The sequence below is a fragment of the Zooshikella sp. RANM57 genome (assembly GCF_050749885.1).
Lineage (GTDB): Bacteria > Pseudomonadota > Gammaproteobacteria > Pseudomonadales > Zooshikellaceae > Zooshikella.
The window spans coordinates 42,607-63,870 of record NZ_JBOIUB010000005.1; the positions used below are offsets into that span (position 1 = coordinate 42,607).

The following is a 21,264-nucleotide window of genomic DNA, read 5'->3' on the forward strand; positions in this document are numbered from 1 at the left end:
CATGTCAAAAGTTGCATTAATAGTAGGTGGTGGCCAAAATTTGGGCGCTTTTTTAAGCAAAGGGCTTGCGGATGATGGCTACCGGGTCGCCGTTGCAGATTTGAACGGAAGCAATGCAGAACATACCGCAGGAGAAATTGCAGAGCGACATGGTGCCGATCATGTATTAGCAATCCAAGCCAATGCGACTGATGAAGCCGATGTGAGAAGGATGGTACGCGCAACTGATGAACAATTTGGACGCATTGATTTAATGGTCTATAACGCTGGCGTTGCCCAAGCCTCTAAAATTGATGTCTTTCCACTTGATGCCTGGCAACGTTCAATTCAAGTCAATCTCACTGGTTATTTTTTATGTGCCCGAGAAGTATCCAAGGTCATGATTCGCCAAAACAGTGGCTGTATCATCCAAATCAACTCCAAGTCAGGTAAAGTTGGTTCCAAGCATAACTCTGGTTACTCTGCGGCCAAATTTGGTGGGATTGGCCTGACGCAATCCCTCGCATTAGACCTTGCAGAACATAATATTACTGTGCACTCACTCATGCTCGGCAATCTACTAAAAAGCCCCATGTTTCAATCACTATTGCCTCAATACGCAATAAAATTGGGTATTCCTGAAGAAGATGTTGAGCAGGTTTATATTGATAAAGTACCGTTAAAACGAGGCTGTGATTACCAAGATGTACTCAATGTGCTGAAGTTCTACGCAAGCGATGCGGCAAGCTACTGTACAGGTCAGTCAATCAATATCACGGGTGGTCAGGTTATGTTCTAAAGCCATTGCTACTCAGTATTATGAATACTGAGTGTCGTAGGTAGTGCTTACCAGTACTACCTATGGTTAAAAAGCATTGCGCAAGCTGATAGAAGACATTTAATTTGACGACCAGGTTAAGCGTAATGAGGTAAGCAACATGGACCCAACATACATTTTAATTGTCTTAGCCTTGAGCGCATGGCTAATGCAGATTTTTTTAGGTTTTTTTCAAGTACGTGCATTTAATCGGCTAGTGCAATCCATGAATGAAAAAGGCAACCTGAAGATCGGCCGAACAGCTTCCCGCTGGCGCCCACGTACTATCATTCTACTTGTGCAAAATGAACATGACGTCATTATTGATGCGGCAATAATGAAAGGTTTTACTGTTTTTGCCAGACCCAGACCCTTTCACTATCTCATTAACTGTTGCCTCCCCCTACGTGATCAAGACTTAGCGCTATTAGCTACAGATGAAAAAGAAGCCGTAAAATGTGCACTGGCAATTCCATGAAAGTTATCAAGAAAATGAAAATATATACATTGTTTTATTTTCATTTTGAAAGTAAAGAGGTACATTATACTGACTAATTCACCAAGAGAGTCCACTATGTCTGCTGAGACCCGTCGAGATAACCTAGTGCAATACTTACAAGCCCATGGCAGAACCAAGGTCAAGGATTTGGCTGAGCACTTTAATATCACGGGTGCGACAATCCGCAGCGATTTACGCTATCTAGAAAAAAAAAATCTCATTATTAGACGTTATGGTGGCGCTGAAGCCGTAACAAAACCACTTCCAGAAGACCGCTCCATGGATGAAAAAACAGCACTTAACCTGAATATTAAACAAAGGATTGGTGCCAAAGCGGCTGAGCTTGTCAACGATGGCGATTCAATCATTTTAGACAGTGGCAGTACGACCTTACAGATGGTGCCTTGGCTAGCTGAACGCGTAGCCTTAACCATCATGACCAACAGCCTCCATATTATGAATGAAGCCGCCACACTTAAAAGTGATATGACCCTGCTGATGCCCGGCGGCACCTTTAGACCACGCTCTGCATCCTTTCACAGCCAATTGGCAGAACAAGCCGTTCGCGCCTTTACCTTTGATAAATTATTTATTGGTGCTGATGGATTTGATATTGAACAAGGCACCACAACTTTTAATGAAGCTTATCAAGTCAGTCAAGCGATGTGTGAAGCGGCACGTAAAACGATTGTGGTGACAGACTCCAGTAAATTTGGACGTAAAACACCCAATGTCGTTATCCCTATCGATAAAATTGATATCTTGATTACTGATACAGGGATTAATGATGCTGACTATCAGGCATTACAACAGCATAACGTTCAGGTCATACTGGTTTGAACACAACAATCAAAAACGATTGTGCACCTGTGATTCCATAAGCAGAACCTAAGCGAATAATCTTTCGCTTAATATAATACCCTCCATTACAATTGAGCCTCCCATTCTTCACCCCAATTATTTTTATACCAAGTTAGCGTGATCACTTACGCAAGGCACTTATTTTCAAAGTGCCTTGGTCAAGCGCAAATTTGACCTATTTAAAAAAGAAGTCACTTGCAGCCCCCCTCCCACAGCTAAATACATGTTCACGTCATAAAAACACTTTACAGTACCCTCGCTTATAAAAAACACATCCTTTTGAACATGGTATGCAAGGGATCGTTTATGGGTACTACTCATCATATTGTAAAACCACTATTTATAGAGGTGCTCTTGTGGCGTATATTCATTTTTACATTTTTATTTCTAGTCGCGTCCTCAATTCACGCAAACCCTTTTTATTCTGAGTGGACTATTAACGCAAGCGCCGAAACTGAACGCTTTTTTGACGATAACGCTAATGGTTATGCGAATGCTGATGATCCTGCACTATGGTATAACAGTGAAAAACCTTCACAGAGTTTAATTATTGGTACCTTAAAACAAGGTGGCTTAGCCAGTTTTACTCTCGATGGAAAGTTAAGACAACAAATAGTGCCTAATGCTAATAAAACGCCAAGTAGTCGTTATAACAACGTTGATGTCATTCATTCCGTAATATTTGATCAACAACCTCTTGATATCGTGATTACTACTGATCGTGGGCAGGATAAGTTACGTTTTTTACAAATATCAGCTAAGCAACGATTAATGAAAAATGTAACAGCTGCTGATGTACCCATGATTTTTTCAACACCCGAGTCATTACCTTTGCAGCACAGTGCCTATGGGCTAGCAAGTTATTATGACCCTCAACAAAAACAGTTATGGGCTTTTGTTTCACAACGAAAACAAAGCCAACTTGCTATCCTTCAAATTCAACCAAACACTTCAGGTTTACTAACCTACCAACTGGAAAAACAAATATCATTGCCCAGTCAATTTACTCTTAGTAATGGCCAACACTGGACGCCTTGTTTAAATGATGACAATGAGTTGCCTCAGATAGAAGGTATGGTCTTCGATAAACACAGTCAACAATTATATGCAGCTCAAGAAAACGTCGGTATCTGGCGTATTCACCCTTTTGGGAAACACGCCCCCATTCTTATTGATCGGGTAGCGAGTTTTGGTATTCCCTATTCACGAACCTGGGATGAAACTGAAGAGGAATACAGCTGCCAATTGCTTAAACCTTTACCCACAAACCGCCCTTTAGTTGCAGATGTAGAAGGCTTAACGTTACTGTTTGTCCATCAGCAGCGCTTACTGTTAGCATCCAGTCAAGGGAATAACCGTATTGTCGTATATAGCCTAGCACAACATCAAAACCCACGTTCTCCAGTGAAAATACTTGGAACATTAAGCATCCTTGGAACCAACCAGCAACAAGTCAAACATACTGATGGACTCGCAGCCTATCCTTATTATTTAGGAACTGATTTTCCATATGGGATACTCATTGTCCATGATGGTGAAGCTGGTCCAAAAAGTTATCTTAACGAAAACCTCATTCGCGAAGCCACCAACTTTAAACTCATCTCTTGGCATCAAGTACTGCAAAAACTAGGGTTCTAAAATAGAACCCTGATTTTTGTTTCTCTCATTTTTTGGTATTCTCTCAATCTTATACATTCATTCAATATTTCAGGTAAGGATAAGTAATGTCAGAGAGTTGGGACGATTATGCAGAAGCGTGGGATAACATGCCTGATGTGGCGACCTATGCAAACCATGCCTTTGAGTCACTGATCAACACCATAAACCCAACAGGACTTCGTGTACTTGATTTTGGCTGTGGTACTGGACAACTTACAGAACGTTTATCACCGTTAGCAGCAAACATTATTGCTCTCGACTCATCACCAAAAATGATCAAAATTCTACAAAGTAAAAATCTACCTAATGTGAATAGCTTTGCAACATCATTAACTGAGTCAACACAAGAAGAGCATCCATCATTACTTGCTGATTTCGACTTAATTGTTGCTTCATCTGTTTGTGGTTTTTTACCTAATTACGCTGAAACCCTTCAGTTATTAGCTAAAATGCTTAAACCAAATGCTTTTTTTATCCAGTGGGATTGGCTTAAAACAAATGCAGACTTTGACTTTGGTCTAACAGAACATTGTATTGAACAGGCTTTTTCAAGTGCTGGACTCTCTACGGCAGCGTTAAGTCAACCTTTTGCACTGGAAAGTCAGGGACAAACTAGGCCGGTATTGATGGGGGTAGCGCAAAAGCAAACTCAATCAACCAATGACGACACATAGCGTTTAGTTGAAATATGAGGCACTAATATCTTTAATAGCGCCTTCTTTGATTAAAGTGATCAATGCATCTTGAAAAGCTTGAGCTTTACCAAGATAAGACGACTTTTTTGAAATTGCTATATGTAACTTAACATTATTATTAGGTCTATAGGAAACCTTTTCAAAAAGGTGCTGATAAGAAGATTGGGCAATTTCATAATCTGCTTGGCAATCTGTGCCAACAATGAGTTGAATGCGACTAAGCCCTAACATATTTAAAAGTTGCTTTTCAGTACCTACTCCCCTTTTAGGTATTTTGCTGTCTTTATCAAAAGGTAAAAAATAAGCCGATCCAATAACAAAGCCCACTTCATAATGATATAAATCTTCATACTTTTTTATAAAAAAATCTTCACGCTTATTTTTATAAAAAACCGTAGAGCAAGAATAGTAAGCAGGATAAATATAATACATATATTCCGCTCTTTCATCACGATAAGCCAAACCGCCCATCACATCAACAAGTCCCTCCTTCATCATGCGTAAACATCGCCCCCAAGGACAACGGACATAGGTGACTTGCAACTGCATTTGATCCGCTAAGCGTTCCCACAGTTCAATATCTATACCTGAGTACTGATCCTGATTAAGAATTCTAAATGGTGGCCAAGCATCAAGAGCAACTTTAATCTCAGACAAAGACTGATTTGCGGCAAATAGATTACCCGCATTAGCCCCTATTACACTCACTATCAGTGTAAAGCTAACATGCAGATAGTATTTCTTCATAAACTATTGCCCATTTCGCGATAATAATCTATATGCCTTTTGTTATGGGTATAAAACCTAAAAAATATTCACAATTAATATATAAGCAACAGCTCAATTATAGATCAGTTTGTAGTTTTCTAACACGTGATAGATTACTTTTCATGTCAGCCCCAAAAATAAACCCACATAATCACGTAGTTTATGTGGGTTTATTCGAACGCTAATAGACTATTCTGAAAGTATTATTCAATAATCAGTTGGTCGGGGCTGCCTTGACAATCAAACTTCGCGACATGCTCATTTCGTCCTAAGGTTATCGGTGTACCCGCATCAGCATCCCACTGGAATCCACACAGTTGGTCATCAATGTAGGAAGCTATCTGCTGATTTTTTATTTGCAATGGATCACCATAATCCGTGCAATCAAACTTTGCAACATGCTCACTTTCTTCCAATGTTAATGGCGTTCCTTTATCCACATCCCACTGTAATGTGCAGCCTGAATTAAAAATATTGGCGTATATTTTATTCCCCTTAATAAATAAAGGATCAGCATGGCCGTCACAATCAAACTTCGCTACATGTTCATTCATACCAATGGTTGCGGTTGAAGCCGTATTTACATCCCACTCCAGCCCACATTTTTTACCACCAATATTGGCATAGATACGGTTTACGTTAATATCACCGATCAGTGGTAATCCATCCAGTCGCCAATGAATATCTGACATAACCCCAAAGAAATTTAATATGGTTGGTACAATGTATGTTTGTGCAGGCAAGCCATAAATTCCACCAAAACTTTTATTAGGTAATGCAATGATATCTTGGTATTTTTTATTCAATGGTTTATTACTGGCAATAAAAATGGTCTTTTCCTGTTTTGTTTGGCTGCCATGACCTTTACCCATAAAATCACGCCCGTGATCCGTTGTTACCAACACTAACCAGTTTTCACCAAATGTCTGCTCTCTATGCTCGACAGCATCCAACAATAAACCCAAGCGATGATCTGAACGAATGATTGACTCATCATATTCATGTCCAAAACCATGACTGTGCCCTGCCGCATCAGGCTCATCTAAATGTAAAAAGATAAAATCAGGAGAATCATGATAGAGTATATTTAACGTACGCTTCACATTGTCATCATCACTCCCACCTTCGGCTCGACTGGATAAAAACGCCATATCATTTGCAAAAAATTGAGTATGAATAGGTCCCCATGTTGAAAAACCATAAAGTTTCAACTGACGATTCGCGTCGTGTAAATAACGATAAATACTTGGCCAGTTTGAGTTTGCCAATCCATCAGAGTTACTTTCAACACCATGTTTATTTTTCCATACACCAGTCAAAATCGTCGTCCAGCCTGGGCCACTGACCGTTCTTTGCTCAGACTTATTCCCCGCCACACCGCCGGTATAAGCCTTAATAATATTGAGTCGGTCAAATGCAGGAGTATTTAATGCCATAACACGCTCATACTGTGTACCATCAACACCGACTAATAATACTTTTTTTGCACCATTTGCCGCAAAACTGCAAACAGAAAAAATGGAAAGTATTGTCGTTATGGTTAATTTATTAATTATTCCCTTAAATTTAGCCATAAAAAATCCTTAAAAATGCGTCCTTGCATTAGAAAAAGCAAAAATAAATAAACAAAAATAATCACATTGTTACTGAAACAACATCACTATGACCATGGCTAATGACATTTTTAAATCGTTTTATTGACGATTAGATTTATTGATAGGCTTTTATTGAAGAATGCAATAGAGTATTTTACTGTTCCTCATATTATTACGATAATGCAGCTAAAGTAAGGCATAACACCACGCAATACGTCGTAAATCCATCCCTGAAAACTCGACTGCCATATCCTTATGGCCGATGTCACACAAAATATTGATCAAGCGTGCCATTTTTGTTTATGGAGCAGATGCAGGGAGCATTGATAGCGACAGAGACCAGGGATGGTCATCTGTCGCGGGCGGAATAAATAATCAGATGGGTAAGCGATTAGCTCATTATGCCTACAACAACACCAATACATTCCTATCACTTTGTCCATAACTGCTTAATTAAACTTGTCACTAACTGATACCTGACTGGAAGCGGTTTATGTTTTTTACTGACCAAATAAACATCTTCTGCCACAGGTTTATCTAAGGTCACCACTCTAATTTTGTTCAGGTATGGATAGACATCTAACGTCGACTTAGGAATAACAGTAAATCCTATACCGTGAGAGATCGGGAGTAAAATCTGTGCAAGTTGGTTAACATAACTACGTTCTGGTAATTGATTCATAGTAACAAATTCATTAGGAAAGTTTTGTTCCAGTAATTGATAAGCATAGTGATGCCCGCTGGGGTGATTAATAAACCCCAAATTCATCAAAGATGACCAATTAACCTGTTTTCCCTTGGGCACAATAAGACAAAGGTCGTCTGTACCGACCCATTGTTGCATTAATGCATGATCATTAACTTGTTGTGTGACAATGCCTAAATCAAACTGGTTATTTTTAATTAGCTCGATGATGGTCTCATTCGGTGCAGCTTCAAGAGAGAACGTCAAAGTAGGAGTGTGCACTTGCAGATTCAACAGTTCAGGATAAAGCTGCATAGCCATAGGACCTGAACAGGCTATTTTACACTGCCCCACATGCGGGTTATCCATTTCAAGCGATTTCAACAACTCTGATTCTGCCGTAAGCTGTTTTATAGCAAAATCGAACAATAATTCACCTGCACTCGTGAGTTCAAATCGTTTACCATAGCGGTTCAATAATAATTGCCCTAGCTGTGTTTCCAATTTTTTAATGTGCTGACTGACGCCAGACTGCGTCATATATAATTGTTCAGCAGTTCGCGTAAAGTTACCCGTCTGAACTAGCACTCTAAAGGTACGTAAAAAATTTTGACTTATCATAACAAAAAATTATCATTACCATCATAAATGATAATTTTATATTAACTTCCTGGTTTCTTAAACTACAAGAAAATGTATCACTTGGTTTAACAGGTTAGTTAATGAAAGCACCCTACCCTCGTAACTTTTCCCATATAGGTATCTCGGTTCCTGATCTTGAAAAAGCCGTTCACTTTTATACTCGAGTGTTAGGCTGGTATTTGGTCATGCAGCCAACACGGATTATTGAAAACCAAAGTGCCATAGGGCAAATGTGTACCGATGTTTTTGGGGCTGGCTGGCAATCGTTCAAAATTGCTCACTTAGCAACTGGAGATCGTATTGGGGTTGAGCTTTTTCAATTTAATAATCAACAAAATCCAGATAATAACTTTGAATACTGGAAAACAGGTATTTTTCACTTCTGTGTGCAAGATCCTGATGTAGAGGGTCTTATGGAAAAAATTATTTTAGCAGGAGGAAAAAAACGAATGGAAAAACCTCGTTATTATTATCCAGGAAAACACCCATACCGTATGGTTTATATGGAAGATCCCTTTGGCAATATATTAGAAATTTACAGCCATAGTTATGAAACCATATATGCAGTTGGTAGTTACGACTAGCTCATTAAATTGCGAGGTCTTCACTGTCATCATTAATCACCACTGGACCTTGATGTTTGGGAATCGTTTCTATACCTTCAAATCGGTCCAGTGCATTTTTCGCTGCCATTCGTCCTAAATCAATAAGCTCCTGGCTGCGATAAAATTCATAAAAACGACAGGCATTTCGCGAAATGCCAATTAGTACATCAGGTGGATAACCTGCAATTTTATATTGCGCTAACGAACTTTGCATGGTTTCCAATGACTGGTTAATAATTTCCATCATGCCTTTTTTTAAGACATTATCACCAGTTTCATTAATTATACTAGAAAAGTCATCTTTTTTATTACCATTTTCAAACAGGCTTTGTGTGCGCTTACGTAGCTGACCAAACCAACGATCAAATGGGCCTCTATTTTTGACTTTAGACAGTGATTTTTTTGATTTATTATTACTGGGTAATTCATGGTCAGGTTTATTGCTACTTAAATCAACAGCAATAATAACATCCGTATGAACCGATATTGTCGGAGCAATGGGTAGAGGGTTTAATACACCACCATCGACCAGAAATCGATTTCCTTTAATAACGGGTGTAAAAATACTGGGAATAGCAATCGACGCGCGAATTGCATCCTGTAATAATCCCCGCTGAAACCATATTTCTTGTTGTGCGACTAAGTCCGTTGCCACGGCAGTGTAAGGAATCGGTAAGTCTTCTATACGTACGCTTTCCAACATACCATTAATAACTTCAAAGACTTTATTTCCGCGAATCCCTCCTAAATTGAAGCTCACATCCAATAAGCGGATTACATCAATATAATCAAGGGAGTTAATCCATGCACGATACTCTTCAAGTTTTCCTGCTGCATACAGCCCCCCCACTAAGGCCCCCATGGAACACCCTGAAATACATTCAATCTGATAACCACGGTCTACCAATTCATCGATGACACCTATATGAGCGTAGCCCCTTGCACCCCCACTGCCTAGAACCAATGATACCGTTACTGGTTTTGGTTCATGATTTAACTGGGAAAAGGTCATATTACAATTTTTTAAATACCTCTACTGTTGCTTAATAATCCGAATGGTTGGTAATGTTTGATGATTAATACTCAGTGCCGGTCCCGATGTCATCACCAAAATATCTTTCTCTGCAACACCATCTTGAATGAGTTGTTGTTGTATTTTTTTCGCGTATTCCAATCCCATTTGTAATGATGAAGACAGCGACGCTTGTGAACTCACTTGCCAAGAACCTTGTCCTACAATCACTAGCTGTAATGAATGCTCTGTCAAAAGTCGTTTTAAAGCCTGATAATTAACATTATCTGCTATTTGATTAACCTCATCAGGGATACCAAAAACATCAGCAAAGCCCTCCTCATTTAACTGGGTTAATAATGCATCGGCATTAATGAGGGACTGTTCTGCTGGTTTCTGTTTAGGTTTAAATGTTTCAACCATCGCATAGACGCGTCGATTTCCTCGACGAATCGTGTACAGTGCAATGTAATACAGTTGTTGCTGCTCAAAATGTTTAGCAACTAAATAATATTGCTCCCGATCCGGCCCATAAAGCCTAGCCACTTCAAATACCTGATTAGCCCACATATTGCTACTACCACATCGCCGTTCTTCACAGCGAAATAAAACCGTCGAGCCACTTTTACTTATTTGTTCAACAAAATAATCAAACGCATCTTTATTCGAATGTCCAGTGGGTATTTGGTAAACCACGCGGTGTAAAATACCATCCAGCCATAACTCTTTGTCTGTTCTGAGCAAACCATCTACTTTACGAACGGCACTCAAAACGACCTGATGATTGGCAACATCGCGTTGTTCTTCATGCTCTATTTGTGCATTTGGATAAGGAGCAATATCCAACAAATCGGCTTTCGCCATCGCCATAGTAGACAACATGACCATCAACAACATCACAGCTCGATATTTAACGCAATACATGTAGTTAACTAACCCTTGTCATGTATACTGTTAGTTTAGTAAACCTCTGTGTCATCAGGTAGTCATCTTTTAGCCTTTTTAGCAGTAATAAGCTTAACCTGCCTCAAGTGTTGTCTGCCTGATAAAACCAACTCAAATAAAACTAATCAATAGCACTATGAGCTTCATTCAATGCGATAGGCATTTGGCTCACTATAGTGGTGCCAGAAAGCACGTAATAATGGCGCTAAAATTATCGCCCCTTCAATTTCTAAATGAAAGTGATGATGCCCAAGCACTTCTGTCACAGTAATCGTATTTAACGTTGACATTTTTTCTTGTAGATAAGGAAACTGCTGCCATAGTCCATTGGAAGCTAAAAATAAGTGGCTTGGTTTATCCAATTGTTGAACAAAAGCATCAGCCTGTTCTTCAGTCAGACGTACAGGAGAAGGCAACGTAAGTCGTAAGTCATTTCGCCATTGCCAGCCTGTAGGCAGTTTTTGTAAACCACGCTCCACAAGATGATGAACCGCTGTGAGAGAAAGAGGTGTATTTCGCTGTCTTGCAGCAAGTGCTTCATCAAAATTAGAATAAACTGGCATACGTCGCTGATGATGCTGGATCTGACGCATCAATGCTTTACGTAACTGTGTAGGACCTTCTTCTGGCTTGTTGGTTAAAGGCCATAACCCATCAATCAACGCAATAGACTTGACTCGTTCAGGAAAAGTAACGGCTAACAACATGGCCACAATGGCACCCATTGAGTGGCCCAACACATGGCAGGTATTACAGCCAATTTCATTCATTAATCCTAATACATCCGTTATATTGTCCCAGATATGATAGGACACTCCATAAGGTCGATGATCTGACAAACCATGCCCAGCAAAATCAATGGCCAGTATTTGAAAGTCAGATAACAAAGGCGCCAATTCATTAAAGGTTGCAGCATTATCCAACCACCCATGGAGTGCCAATACCAAGGGCCGGTGTGATGCTCCCCAACGTAAGCCTGCTAAAGTCAGGCCTGAAGGCAGCTTGATGGATAGCGACTCAGGCGGAGACTGCATATTCCCCTCTCATCAATAAGTGAGTAATAACTTGATGAATCTGCTCGGCGGTTTCCTTGGGATGCTCAAAGGGAAACATATGCCCTCCTGGAACTTCCCTGACCAGTGCACGATAGCGTCCAGTAATCATTCGACGGTGCCGGTGAGCCACTACGCGACTATGTTGTCCAAAGAGTAATGCCGTAGGCACTGTCAATTTTGCTCTGAGTGGCTGATGAGGAATGGTTCGATAAATCTGTAGTTCCGTTGCCACATCATAACGCAGCGATACACCTTGATTATTTTCCTGTAAACCATACGTCAAATAATCATGCAAACAGGCAGGTTCAAAGTATTTAAATAATGATTTACTCGCAAAATAAGCTTTCGCCTGGTCTATATCAGGCCAATTTGTGCGACGCCCCTGGGTTCGACCTGCTGGTGTAATTCGATCAATAAAACCTAGTCTTTTTGCCAATCTGACAACGGTTTGATCCATACGCGTCAGTAATGGTGAATCAAGCATTACAACAGCTCGAAACAATTGCGGCTGCTGACTGGCCGCGGACAATGATAAAAAGCCGCCCAGTGAATGACCGACAGCAATCACTGGTTGCTGGTATCGTTGCCGAACGGTATGAATGAGCTCTGCAACCAGGTGTTCCCAGTTATCATTTACCGGAAAACGAGGGTTGTGACCATGTTGGGCTAAATACCCTACGTTATACCCAAAGCTATCTAAATACGAAAACAGTTGACGATAACTGGGAGCAGGAAAACCATTGGCATGAGAAAAGTGAATTTGAGTTGATGACATGTTTAATAAATAACATACAAATAATGATAAAATGGTAAAACAATCCTGTTTTATCCAAACAGTAATGAGCAAACAGTTATCTTAGTCAGGCTCATATACACATAAACTGTTGCATAAATATGGGTGTTTTTATTTTTTACTTTTATGTGTAAATACTTTTACAAGAAGATAATACCACGATCAGCCATTATGAAAGAAGACTCTATTTGCCTATCCCTTTTTACCCACTAACAAGTCCATCTTCTCTCTCGCTAAAAATACGGCATTATGCTGTTCTAACGCGTTAAACCACTTAACTCACCTACGCCTTTTCCTTCCCCCCCAAACAAATATATGAATACCGCCTCTTTCCATTAACTTGGTGCAAGAAAAACACGCTCCAGTTCAGCAACACCGGGGGCCAAATGCTCTGCATGCAACACAGCCACCGTCGCGGTAGGAAAGGCTATCGGACTCTTTCGGGTACCATCAAGCAGCCAACCTGCTAATTGATCCACTAAAGGCATATGACTGACTAATAATAAAACGTCCGCTTCTACATCAGCCAACACTTTAAACACACTTTCAGGCTTATGGTCTGGTGCCAGTTCATCCAACGTCTCAACGCCAGCCACATTTAAACCAGCCGCCATCAGTGAAGCTGTCTGTTGTGCTCTAAGCAACGGACTGGCCATTACTTTTGACACGTTATACTCTTCGGCAACCAACTCAGCGACCTGTGTTACTTCATTAACCCCTTCTGCCGTCAATGGCCGCTCACCATCTGAAAGCGCAATAGCCTCTGCTTCTCCATGACGCATAATCATTACTTTCATAACCACATCTCAACCCATTTATTGATCTATTAAGAATGCAGGGTAAACTCAACATCATCTTTCTGTTCACCCAACATAAGCTGCCGAATAACTCGTGCAATAGGCTTTTGCTCTTCAAGGATGGCATAAAGTCCCTGAACAATAGGCATATAGACCCCAAGCTCATCCGCCTTCGCCTTAACCAAGCGCAAGGTATTCACCCCCTCAGCAACCTGTCCTAACTCAGCTTCAGCATCATCCAGCGACTTGCCTTTGCCCACCGCATAGCCCACACGAAAATTTCGGCTTAAGGGTGAAGTACAAGTCACAATTAAATCGCCGACACCTGCTAACCCTAAAAAGGTGAGCGGGTTGGCCCCAAGCATTACAGCAAAGCGGCTCATTTCCGCCAGTGCGCGGGTCATTAGCATACTTTGTGTATTTGCGCCCATATTTAAGGCATTACCCATACCACAAACAATGGCATAAATATTTTTTAACGCACCACCTAACTCAACACCATATCTATCCGTACTTGAATAAACGCGAAAATAATCAGTATGTAATAATATCTGTAGTGTTTGACATAAAACTTCGCTATCACTGGCCACTACAGTTGCCGTCAATGCTTTAGCAACAATCTCCTTGGCCAGGTTAGGCCCACTAATAACACCGACAGTTGCCGTTGGTAGCTCCTCTTCAAGAATTTGGCTCATCAATTTAAACGAGTCTGCTTCAATACCCTTTGTGGTACTAACCACCATCTGTTGCTGAACAAACGGTTGAATTTTACGTACAACCGTGCGGAATGATTTACTGGGAATAGCAACCAGAATAACGTCAGAATCTTTAAGGGCATACGCTAAATCAGTGGTCGCTTCAATGGCAGGATGTAATGGGTAATCAGGTAAATACTGGGTATTTGTATGGTGCTGATTCACCTCATCAGCCTGAGATTGACTGCGCATCCATTGACAAACACTAAACTTGTTCGCGGCAACAATATCAGCCAAAGCACTACCAAAGCTCCCCCCCCCTACAACAGTGACTTTATACTCAGCAATCAACTGCTTACTGCCCATACCCTTCTCACTCATGCCTTACTTTCCAACTAATTGAATTCAAAGCTTATATATTACTATTTATACCATACTATAGAGGGACGACAGATTTCGTCTACCCAGGTATACACACTTATGTGTTTATTTTGTTTCGCTTTACTCACTTTTGTTCAACTTCACCTAGTATGACTTATAAGCACCTATGAGAGCTGTTTACCCCTTAACCCAGGTAATAACCCTCATTGAATGATGTTGATAAAAAACTTTTTTGCAGTGATTTAAGGTATTACACAAAGGCTAAGTTTCATGCGACATGGATGGTGGACGATAAAGCATCAAGCCCTTTTACTCGGTATGTTGCCGTGTATCGTCATGTTTATTTTACTCATTAGCTACACCATCATTTCTAACCAGCAACTGTTAGATATCAGCATTTCACATCGCCTTCAATCACACGCTTTACACATTGCTCAAGCCCTTGACCATAGTCCATGGCCAGAGGTCCAGCAAAAGCTTAAGTCGCTAATTGATGAAGATGCGCTTTGTTATATCCACATAGAGTACCATGACGGCTCGCCACTTATATCACTCACAGAGAATGACTATGAAGAATATAGTGAAAGGATTGAATATCAACTTAACCTAAACTACTCACCTGCATCACCTTTTTACCAAGGTCGAATCACCGTAGGACTGTCGAGAGACTTTGAACATACTGGACAACTGCCGTATTTAGTCACCGTTATCGTAACAGGTAGTGTTACGTTATTGGTGGCCTTTCTCATTGTGAATTATCTAGCTAAGTCTATTACTGAACCAATCCAAAACATCACTCAAACCCTTCAACACTTTGAGTCCAATCTTTTCAACACTGTACAACTTCCCCCTCACAAAGCGGGTGTACTCCGCCCTCTGGTAGCAGCAGTTAATCATCTAGGACGAGCATTAACGCAAGCTGAGCAACAGCGTCAGCACTATACCAATGAGCTTATACAAACCAATCACCAGGCCAAAATGGCCAGTCGAGCAAAGAGTGATTTCCTAGCCATGATGACGCACGAATTGCGCACGCCCATGAATGGTGTTTTGGGTATGCTACAACTGCTGGATTGCACAGAGCTTAGCCATGAACAACGAGAATATATCAAGATTGCCAGTAACTCTACGGAGCATTTACTGAAAGTCATCAATGATATTCTAGACTTTTCCCGAATTGAGCGAGGACAGCTCACACTTGAAGAAGGCATATTTAATCTACATGAAGTGCTAAAAAGCTGTGTTCGCACATTCCAACACCATGCTGCAGCCAAAGGTCTACAACTGGTTACCCAATTTTCTGGCATACCTCCTGGATTGCAAGTGACTGCGGATGCAACTCGGCTTAAACAGGTCATTATCAACTTAATCAGCAATGCCATTAAATTTACTCACCAGGGGTCTATTACCCTCAAAGCGCAGATCAAAAAACGAGACAAGCAGCCTACAGTTCTTACCTGTCATGTTATTGATACTGGAATAGGCATAGCCAAAGATCGCCTCGACCATATATTCACTCCTTTTCAACAAGCAGATACCTTCAAAGTACGAAAGTATGGTGGTAGTGGCCTTGGCTTAAGCATTGCCAAAACCCTGATTAGTCTTATGGGAGGAACTCTCACTGTAAAAAGCATAGAAGAACAAGGGTCAACATTTAGCTTTAGTGTCCCCATTCAGGTCAGCAACACTCAAACACACACCTCTCTCGCTCTTAAAACACCTGCTTCCTCTCCCCAAACAGCCTCAGTGCTCCTAGTGGAAGATAACCCTGTTAATCAAACGGTTATAACAGGTATGCTCGGTGTGATGGGTTTTCAAGTTGATACGGCTGAAAATGGTGTAAAAGCCTACCAAAAAGCCACAACACAACACTATGCGCTCATCTTAATGGACCTCTATCTGCCTGATATTGATGGTTTTCAATGCTGTCGCCAAATAAAACAGCAGCAAGCGAAAAGCCAACAGCAAACGCCTATTATTGCGCTGATCACAGAAACCTCCACGGAGGTAAAAAAACAATGCATCGCGTGTGGTATGGATGATTTTCTGAATAAACCATTTACCCGTAACCAGTTACATGACAAGCTGGCGCAATATCTGAAAGCATTTTCCTCTCAACAACAGAACAATCGTTCACATTACGTCAAGCCATCCAATGTTTGAATTTTGTTAAAAAATTCAAACAGCCATTAATCGCTTCTTAGTTTAATGATATAGTTGCCGGCTTGGTGCAATGAGTCGGTGTTTTTGTTCTATCCGTAACATAATCATGTCACCCCACACCTTGCACACTTACTAAAACTTATTCGCAAGGTCTCATGCGTTGCATTGCAACATGCACTATCTTGTTATGTGATTCGACTAGGAATAACTGATGACCCGTAAACACGCTTTTACTCGTGAAGAACTCCTAGCCTGTGGTCGAGGCGAGATGTTTGGTCCTGGTAACGCACAGTTACCTATCCCTGATATGCTGATGATTGACCGTATCTCAGATATCAATGAAACCGGAGGTGAGTTCAAAAAAGGCGAAATTATCGCTGAACTGGATATTAACCCTGACCTGTGGTTTTTTGCCTGTCACTTTCCTGGAGATCCAGTAATGCCTGGCTGTCTTGGACTCGATGCCATGTGGCAACTGGTTGGTTTTTACCTTGGTTGGAAAGGGCTTCCTGGCCGTGGACGCGCATTAGGTAGTGGTGAAGTTAAATTTACTGGACAAATTTTACCGACTCACAAAAAAGTCACATACCATATCCATATTAAGCGAGTTATATCGCGGAAACTTGTACTGGGTATTGCTAATGGTATAGTCAAGGTTGATGGCAAAGATATCTATACTGCAGATAATCTGCGTGTAGGTTTATTTACAACGCCTGAATCATTCTGAATGCACAACGAAAACAAGGTTAATTGTCAATGAAACGTGTAGTTGTTACAGGCATTGGGATCGCTTCCTGTCTGGGTAATGACAAAGCCTCTGTACTGGCTTCCCTACAAGCAGGCCAATCGGGTATTCGCTTTAACCCAAGCTATGCTGACAAAAACTTTCGCAGCCAGGTCTCTGGTACAGTCAACATCGAGTTAAGTGAGCATATCGACCGTAAACAATTGCGTTTTATGGGACAAGCTGCCGCTTATGCTTTTCTGTCAATGAAACAAGCCATTGAAGATGCTGGACTGTCTGAAACAGATGTATCCAACCCTCGTACTGGTCTTATAGCAGGATCTGGTGGGGCATCTTCAGAAAACATCGTTGAAGCTGCTGATATTCTTCGTGAAAAAGGTATCAAGCGTGTTGGTCCTTACCGTGTTCCACGGACCATGGGCAGCACGGTTTCAGCCTGTCTTGCAACACCTTTCAAAATCAAAGGTGTGAATTACTCAATTACCTCTGCTTGTGCGACAAGTGCACACTGTATAGGTAACGCTGTTGAGCAGATTCAGCTGGGTAAACAAGACATCATTTTTGCAGGTGGTGGTGAAGAGGAACACTGGTCTCAAACAGCACTATTTGATGCGATGGGAGCACTCTCAACCAAATACAACGATACCCCGGAAACAGCTTCTCGTCCCTATGATGCAACCCGTGACGGATTCGTTATCGCTGGTGGTGGCGGCATGCTGGTACTTGAGGAACTAGAACATGCTAAAGCACGTGGCGCTAAAATTTATGCTGAGGTTATAGGTTATGGTGCTACATCTGACGGCTATGACATGGTTGCCCCTTCAGGTGAAGGTGCTATTCGCTGTATGCAACAAGCCTTGAATACTGTTGATACGCCTATAGACTACATCAATGTCCACGGCACCAGTACGCCAGTAGGAGACGTTGCCGAGTTAGGAGCTATGAAGCAAGTATTCGGCGATAAAGTCCCTGTCTTCAGTTCAACCAAATCACTCTCTGGCCATTCTCTTGGTGCTGCAGGTGTCCATGAAGCAATTTACTGCTTGCTAATGATGGAATCAAAATTCATTTGTGCATCCGCTAACGTGACTACGCCAGATGAAGCAGTAATAGGTATGCCCCTAGTGACAACCACTCAGCAAAATGTTGAACTTAACACCGTTATGAGCAATAGTTTCGGCTTTGGTGGTACGAATGCAACCTTAGTGTTCCGTAAGTTCTAAAAAGAACGTCCAGAGCAATCTGGTACCACAAAAAAAGCGGTGTTGCTTGTCCCAACACCGCTTTTTTTATGCCTCATTCTGAATGTTTTCCTAAGAAAACAAAAGCAAGGCAAGTATAACACATACCAAACAAACATTTGTTTAATTTTTTTTGTCATCGTCCTTTCCCCTACAAACCGGAACCATATATCCATAATACAATCCATTTTTCCACATAGATCACCCTGTAGGAAAAATAACTTGCTAAACAACCACTTTATACGGCAAGTTTATTTTTTTATGCAAAAGGTTTCGTATGACAAAAAAACCAGTTCCGTCACTTAAACAACTAACCACCATTACGACATGGATTACAGGATTTATTGCAGGGTTATCACTTTCTTTTCAAGCTACAGCAAGTAAGGTCGAACCTCTCGTCTTACTGGCAGAATGTCCTGCTCATCTTCTTGAGTGCGTCACCATGTCTCTAAATTTAAGTTCTGTTGACTGGGATGATTATATTGAACGAGAAGCCATGCTAACCCCCAGTTACACACTGGTTTCATTTCCTGTTCGTGGCACACTTCCCAATGACAAAAAAACCAAACGCTACCATGTAACAAAAGCTATTTTTACTCAAGGTCTCGGCTGCTCAGATTTAGACCATGTTGCTGTAGTAGGTTATTCAACTGAAGGCGATCCTATTTTATTAACCAAAACGGGAGAGTTCACAGTAAAAGATATCCGGCTAAGCATTGGCTGTGAGCAATGCTTACAACTCCTTGATGATAATTTAAACCTTGTAACAGAATATACAACACCCGCCTGGGATCTATCCTTAGTTGAGTTAGAACCTAAGGACCTTACCTGGAACCAGAAAGGTAATTTATTTATTAAAAAACAGGGTAACTGCTTACGTTGGAACAACAACAATCGTTTCCAACAGGTAGACAATAAATACTGCCATCCATCGCCCTATTTACAACCCATGCACCCCAGTCAACAGGAAGAGCCACCAACACTTAAGTTAATTGTCCCCAAAACTCATTTTCAAGGCTTACTCCAAGCTGGGGCCTGTACTTGACATATAAATGACGTCATTCTTACCACTCATGCAAGCAATTAATTATCACTGAAAGTAAATAACCATTAACAGGGACTGCCGCATTACAGAGCAGCTAGACAATAACCTATGTTTTATGACGATAATTTCTCATAGAAGAAAAACACTTGTAGTATACTAACATTAAGGTGATCAACCTAAGCTAAGCAGGTTATGTAACACATATTATTGCTGGAAAGCTTAACGTTATAGTAATTTGTTTTATTTCTAATGCTCAGTGCTGAGTGTTTTCTTGAATTAAGTCTCAAGGGTTAGAGGCTAATATGATCACTTTTTTTTGCTGCGAAGACTCTCTCAATGCGTATAGCGTTCATTTGATGATGTCAATTTTAGGCGTTAATTTCAGGCAACGTCCTTTCAGTGAAGCACCTCAGCACGAGCAACGTTATGCCTCCTGGGCTGCTAATGGCTTAGGCAATATGCCCATTATGCATGATGGCACTTTAAAGCTATTTCAAACAAGTGCCATGCTTATCTACCTGAGCCGAGCCTATGCCAGTGAATTATGGATGCCATCAACCCCTCCAGCACTAGCCCGTGTTAATCAGTGGCTCAATATTGCTAGAGGTGATTGGCTACCAAACGCGAATCATCACTCAACGGTACAGCAAAAGTGGCAACACTTAGATATTGGACTTAGCTTAATAGAGCAACAACTTGAACTGGCAAGCTGGTTAATTGGACATCGTCCAACCATTGCAGATATAGCGTGCTACCCCTTGCTAACAGCCACTGGCATTGAAGATGCCATATTCAAAGACTATCCGCATATTCTGAAATGGGTCAACCGCATGCAAACACTGCCTAACTTCATTTCGCCACCCAAGTCAAAGACACATAATACTCAAACTAACACTCACTTTCTGTAATCAGCACAGAAAATAGTTTCGCTCACTCCAAAAAAGAAGCACATTAAAGAGTGAGCAGTTACCAAACTCACAGATTCAAACTTTAGCTTCTTCTTTGGAGACAAAACCTGCAGGTTCACCAAATTGATCTATCCGCATTGCACCTTGCTTTAATGTTTTTTCATACACTGAGCGGTGGCAGTACCAACGAAGTCCTTGCTTAATCTGTCCTTCACTGACATCGGCTATCTTCAACAAGTCTTCTTTGATACCAACTTTTAATGGTTTAGGACTTTTAATATCAAAGGCCTTCGGCCATTGTTCCGCTAATAAAAGATAGCAGCGATAACCTCGAAGATAACGGGATCGAGCACGACCCGATAAACGTAATGATGCTAGTTCTGGAGGTATAGGCAAGATGTGTTTTTCTTTAGTTTCTTTAACTTCATCCGGGTGAGTTGCTTGAGAAATATCAGCTAATGATGATTTATGAGAAGCGGTGAGAGACGTTGCAGTTTGTCGCTTACTGCGAGTTACAACCTTAATTTTTCCATTGTTCACATGAAAAACTTGCTTTTTTTTACGAACGATCTTCCTGACCTGGTGATCAGCTACCTGCATATCAACCATAATAATTCCTATTCCTTATAGGATATATACCCCTTGCCCAGGATATACACCAACAACATATTCACGCACT

The 21,264-nt window shown here is 41.0% G+C and carries 21 protein-coding genes; 11 read left to right on the forward strand and 10 right to left on the reverse strand.

Annotated features, from left to right (window positions below):
• Window position 1 precedes the first annotated feature (1 nt).
• From srlD to ACQ96U_RS12050, 5 genes are all read left to right on the forward strand, one after another.
• Complete coding sequence (gene srlD / locus ACQ96U_RS12030; protein ID WP_431721502.1) at window positions 2-778, forward strand: sorbitol-6-phosphate dehydrogenase; 777 nt, start codon at window positions 2-4, stop codon at window positions 776-778.
• A gap of 139 nt (window positions 779-917) precedes the next feature.
• Window positions 918-1,274 (forward strand): transcriptional regulator GutM, encoded by a 357-nt coding sequence (locus ACQ96U_RS12035; protein ID WP_431721503.1) that lies wholly within the window; start codon window positions 918-920, stop codon window positions 1,272-1,274.
• A 96-nt stretch (window positions 1,275-1,370) separates the two neighbouring features.
• Window positions 1,371-2,135, forward strand: coding sequence for a glucitol operon DNA-binding transcriptional repressor SrlR (gene srlR, locus ACQ96U_RS12040; protein ID WP_431721504.1), 765 nt, complete (start codon window positions 1,371-1,373; stop codon window positions 2,133-2,135).
• Window positions 2,136-2,462: 327 nt separating this feature from the next.
• Window positions 2,463-3,794 carry a phytase gene (locus tag ACQ96U_RS12045; protein ID WP_431721505.1) on the forward strand — a complete coding sequence of 444 codons (1,332 nt, stop codon included), beginning with the start codon at window positions 2,463-2,465 and terminating at the stop codon, window positions 3,792-3,794.
• Window positions 3,795-3,880: 86 nt separating this feature from the next.
• Window positions 3,881-4,489, forward strand: a complete 609-nt coding sequence (locus ACQ96U_RS12050) for a class I SAM-dependent DNA methyltransferase (RefSeq protein ID WP_431721506.1) — start codon at window positions 3,881-3,883, stop codon at window positions 4,487-4,489.
• Between the two features lie 3 nt (window positions 4,490-4,492).
• Here the strand turns inward: ACQ96U_RS12050 and ACQ96U_RS12055 are convergent, their stop codons facing one another.
• The 3 genes from ACQ96U_RS12055 to ACQ96U_RS12065 all read right to left on the reverse strand — a co-directional run bounded on the left by ACQ96U_RS12055 (window position 4,493) and on the right by ACQ96U_RS12065 (window position 8,179).
• Entirely contained in the window at window positions 4,493-5,167 is a 675-nt protein-coding gene (locus ACQ96U_RS12055; protein ID WP_431721507.1) for a substrate-binding periplasmic protein, read from the reverse strand.
• Window positions 5,168-5,481: 314 nt separating this feature from the next.
• Window positions 5,482-6,852, reverse strand: a complete 1,371-nt coding sequence (locus ACQ96U_RS12060; protein WP_431721508.1) for an alkaline phosphatase family protein — start codon at window positions 6,850-6,852, stop codon at window positions 5,482-5,484.
• Between the two features lie 451 nt (window positions 6,853-7,303).
• The gene (locus ACQ96U_RS12065) at window positions 7,304-8,179 is read right to left on the reverse strand and encodes a LysR family transcriptional regulator (RefSeq protein ID WP_431721509.1); all 876 of its coding nucleotides are present in this window, start codon (window positions 8,177-8,179) and stop codon (window positions 7,304-7,306) included.
• 101 nt (window positions 8,180-8,280) lie between these two features.
• Between ACQ96U_RS12065 and ACQ96U_RS12070 the strand changes: the two genes are divergently transcribed.
• Entirely contained in the window at window positions 8,281-8,784 is a 504-nt protein-coding gene (locus ACQ96U_RS12070; RefSeq protein ID WP_431721510.1) for a lactoylglutathione lyase family protein, read from the forward strand.
• A 4-nt stretch (window positions 8,785-8,788) separates the two neighbouring features.
• On the opposite strand, the gene ACQ96U_RS12075 is transcribed toward ACQ96U_RS12070, so the two are convergent.
• The 6 genes from ACQ96U_RS12075 to ACQ96U_RS12100 all read right to left on the reverse strand — a co-directional run bounded on the left by ACQ96U_RS12075 (window position 8,789) and on the right by ACQ96U_RS12100 (window position 14,483).
• Window positions 8,789-9,817, reverse strand: coding sequence for a patatin-like phospholipase family protein (locus tag ACQ96U_RS12075; protein ID WP_431721511.1), 1,029 nt, complete (start codon window positions 9,815-9,817; stop codon window positions 8,789-8,791).
• Window positions 9,818-9,838: 21 nt separating this feature from the next.
• The gene (locus ACQ96U_RS12080) at window positions 9,839-10,741 is read right to left on the reverse strand and encodes a DUF4892 domain-containing protein (protein WP_431721512.1); all 903 of its coding nucleotides are present in this window, start codon (window positions 10,739-10,741) and stop codon (window positions 9,839-9,841) included.
• Window positions 10,742-10,905: 164 nt separating this feature from the next.
• The gene (locus ACQ96U_RS12085) at window positions 10,906-11,796 is read right to left on the reverse strand and encodes an alpha/beta fold hydrolase (RefSeq protein ID WP_431721513.1); all 891 of its coding nucleotides are present in this window, start codon (window positions 11,794-11,796) and stop codon (window positions 10,906-10,908) included.
• Entirely contained in the window at window positions 11,780-12,592 is an 813-nt protein-coding gene (locus ACQ96U_RS12090; RefSeq protein WP_431721514.1) for an alpha/beta fold hydrolase, read from the reverse strand. The genes ACQ96U_RS12085 and ACQ96U_RS12090 overlap by 17 nt, the downstream gene beginning before the upstream one ends.
• Window positions 12,593-12,945: 353 nt before the next feature.
• Window positions 12,946-13,407, reverse strand: coding sequence for a phosphohistidine phosphatase SixA (sixA, locus tag ACQ96U_RS12095; protein ID WP_431721515.1), 462 nt, complete (start codon window positions 13,405-13,407; stop codon window positions 12,946-12,948).
• A 29-nt stretch (window positions 13,408-13,436) separates the two neighbouring features.
• Window positions 13,437-14,483: an NAD(P)H-dependent glycerol-3-phosphate dehydrogenase gene (locus ACQ96U_RS12100; protein ID WP_431721516.1), complete on the reverse strand. Its 1,047-nt coding sequence runs from the start codon at window positions 14,481-14,483 to the stop codon at window positions 13,437-13,439.
• A 270-nt stretch (window positions 14,484-14,753) separates the two neighbouring features.
• On the opposite strand from ACQ96U_RS12100, the gene ACQ96U_RS12105 reads away from it, so the two are divergent.
• From ACQ96U_RS12105 to ACQ96U_RS12125, 5 genes are all read left to right on the forward strand, one after another.
• Complete coding sequence (locus tag ACQ96U_RS12105; RefSeq protein ID WP_431721517.1) at window positions 14,754-16,646, forward strand: hybrid sensor histidine kinase/response regulator; 1,893 nt, start codon at window positions 14,754-14,756, stop codon at window positions 16,644-16,646.
• Between the two features lie 211 nt (window positions 16,647-16,857).
• Window positions 16,858-17,373, forward strand: a complete 516-nt coding sequence (fabA, locus tag ACQ96U_RS12110; protein ID WP_431721518.1) for a 3-hydroxyacyl-[acyl-carrier-protein] dehydratase FabA — start codon at window positions 16,858-16,860, stop codon at window positions 17,371-17,373.
• A 29-nt stretch (window positions 17,374-17,402) separates the two neighbouring features.
• Window positions 17,403-18,614, forward strand: coding sequence for a beta-ketoacyl-ACP synthase I (gene fabB / locus ACQ96U_RS12115; RefSeq protein ID WP_431721519.1), 1,212 nt, complete (start codon window positions 17,403-17,405; stop codon window positions 18,612-18,614).
• A 295-nt stretch (window positions 18,615-18,909) separates the two neighbouring features.
• Complete coding sequence (locus tag ACQ96U_RS12120) at window positions 18,910-19,677, forward strand: hypothetical protein (protein WP_431721520.1); 768 nt, start codon at window positions 18,910-18,912, stop codon at window positions 19,675-19,677.
• A 302-nt stretch (window positions 19,678-19,979) separates the two neighbouring features.
• On the forward strand, window positions 19,980-20,585 hold the full coding sequence (locus ACQ96U_RS12125; RefSeq protein WP_431721521.1) for a glutathione S-transferase family protein: 606 nt from the start codon (window positions 19,980-19,982) through the stop codon (window positions 20,583-20,585).
• A 75-nt stretch (window positions 20,586-20,660) separates the two neighbouring features.
• Here ACQ96U_RS12125 and ACQ96U_RS12130 read toward each other — a convergent pair whose 3' ends face one another.
• On the reverse strand, window positions 20,661-21,194 hold the full coding sequence (locus ACQ96U_RS12130; RefSeq protein ID WP_431721522.1) for a ProQ/FINO family protein: 534 nt from the start codon (window positions 21,192-21,194) through the stop codon (window positions 20,661-20,663).
• Window positions 21,195-21,264 lie beyond the last annotated feature (70 nt).

What these genes read in the sequence shown, in the direction of transcription:
- ACQ96U_RS12060 (WP_431721508.1), bottom strand. Translation starts at nt 6,852, where the DNA reads ATGGCTAAATTTAAGGGAATAATTAATAAATTAACCATAACGACAATA.
- ACQ96U_RS12075 (WP_431721511.1), bottom strand. Translation starts at nt 9,817, where the DNA reads ATGACCTTTTCCCAGTTAAATCATGAACCAAAACCAGTAACGGTATCA.
- ACQ96U_RS12080 (WP_431721512.1), bottom strand. Translation starts at nt 10,741, where the DNA reads ATGTATTGCGTTAAATATCGAGCTGTGATGTTGTTGATGGTCATGTTG.
- ACQ96U_RS12090 (WP_431721514.1), bottom strand. Translation starts at nt 12,592, where the DNA reads ATGTCATCAACTCAAATTCACTTTTCTCATGCCAATGGTTTTCCTGCT.
- ACQ96U_RS12035 (WP_431721503.1), top strand. Translation starts at nt 918, where the DNA reads ATGGACCCAACATACATTTTAATTGTCTTAGCCTTGAGCGCATGGCTA.
- srlD (WP_431721502.1), top strand. Translation starts at nt 2, where the DNA reads ATGTCAAAAGTTGCATTAATAGTAGGTGGTGGCCAAAATTTGGGCGCT.
- ACQ96U_RS12070 (WP_431721510.1), top strand. Translation starts at nt 8,281, where the DNA reads ATGAAAGCACCCTACCCTCGTAACTTTTCCCATATAGGTATCTCGGTT.
- sixA (WP_431721515.1), bottom strand. Translation starts at nt 13,407, where the DNA reads ATGAAAGTAATGATTATGCGTCATGGAGAAGCAGAGGCTATTGCGCTT.
- ACQ96U_RS12105 (WP_431721517.1), top strand. Translation starts at nt 14,754, where the DNA reads ATGCGACATGGATGGTGGACGATAAAGCATCAAGCCCTTTTACTCGGT.
- ACQ96U_RS12050 (WP_431721506.1), top strand. Translation starts at nt 3,881, where the DNA reads ATGTCAGAGAGTTGGGACGATTATGCAGAAGCGTGGGATAACATGCCT.
- ACQ96U_RS12100 (WP_431721516.1), bottom strand. Translation starts at nt 14,483, where the DNA reads ATGAGTGAGAAGGGTATGGGCAGTAAGCAGTTGATTGCTGAGTATAAA.
- ACQ96U_RS12065 (WP_431721509.1), bottom strand. Translation starts at nt 8,179, where the DNA reads ATGATAAGTCAAAATTTTTTACGTACCTTTAGAGTGCTAGTTCAGACG.
- ACQ96U_RS12120 (WP_431721520.1), top strand. Translation starts at nt 18,910, where the DNA reads ATGACAAAAAAACCAGTTCCGTCACTTAAACAACTAACCACCATTACG.
- srlR (WP_431721504.1), top strand. Translation starts at nt 1,371, where the DNA reads ATGTCTGCTGAGACCCGTCGAGATAACCTAGTGCAATACTTACAAGCC.
- fabB (WP_431721519.1), top strand. Translation starts at nt 17,403, where the DNA reads ATGAAACGTGTAGTTGTTACAGGCATTGGGATCGCTTCCTGTCTGGGT.
- ACQ96U_RS12085 (WP_431721513.1), bottom strand. Translation starts at nt 11,796, where the DNA reads ATGCAGTCTCCGCCTGAGTCGCTATCCATCAAGCTGCCTTCAGGCCTG.
- ACQ96U_RS12125 (WP_431721521.1), top strand. Translation starts at nt 19,980, where the DNA reads ATGATCACTTTTTTTTGCTGCGAAGACTCTCTCAATGCGTATAGCGTT.
- ACQ96U_RS12130 (WP_431721522.1), bottom strand. Translation starts at nt 21,194, where the DNA reads ATGGTTGATATGCAGGTAGCTGATCACCAGGTCAGGAAGATCGTTCGT.
- ACQ96U_RS12045 (WP_431721505.1), top strand. Translation starts at nt 2,463, where the DNA reads ATGGGTACTACTCATCATATTGTAAAACCACTATTTATAGAGGTGCTC.
- fabA (WP_431721518.1), top strand. Translation starts at nt 16,858, where the DNA reads ATGACCCGTAAACACGCTTTTACTCGTGAAGAACTCCTAGCCTGTGGT.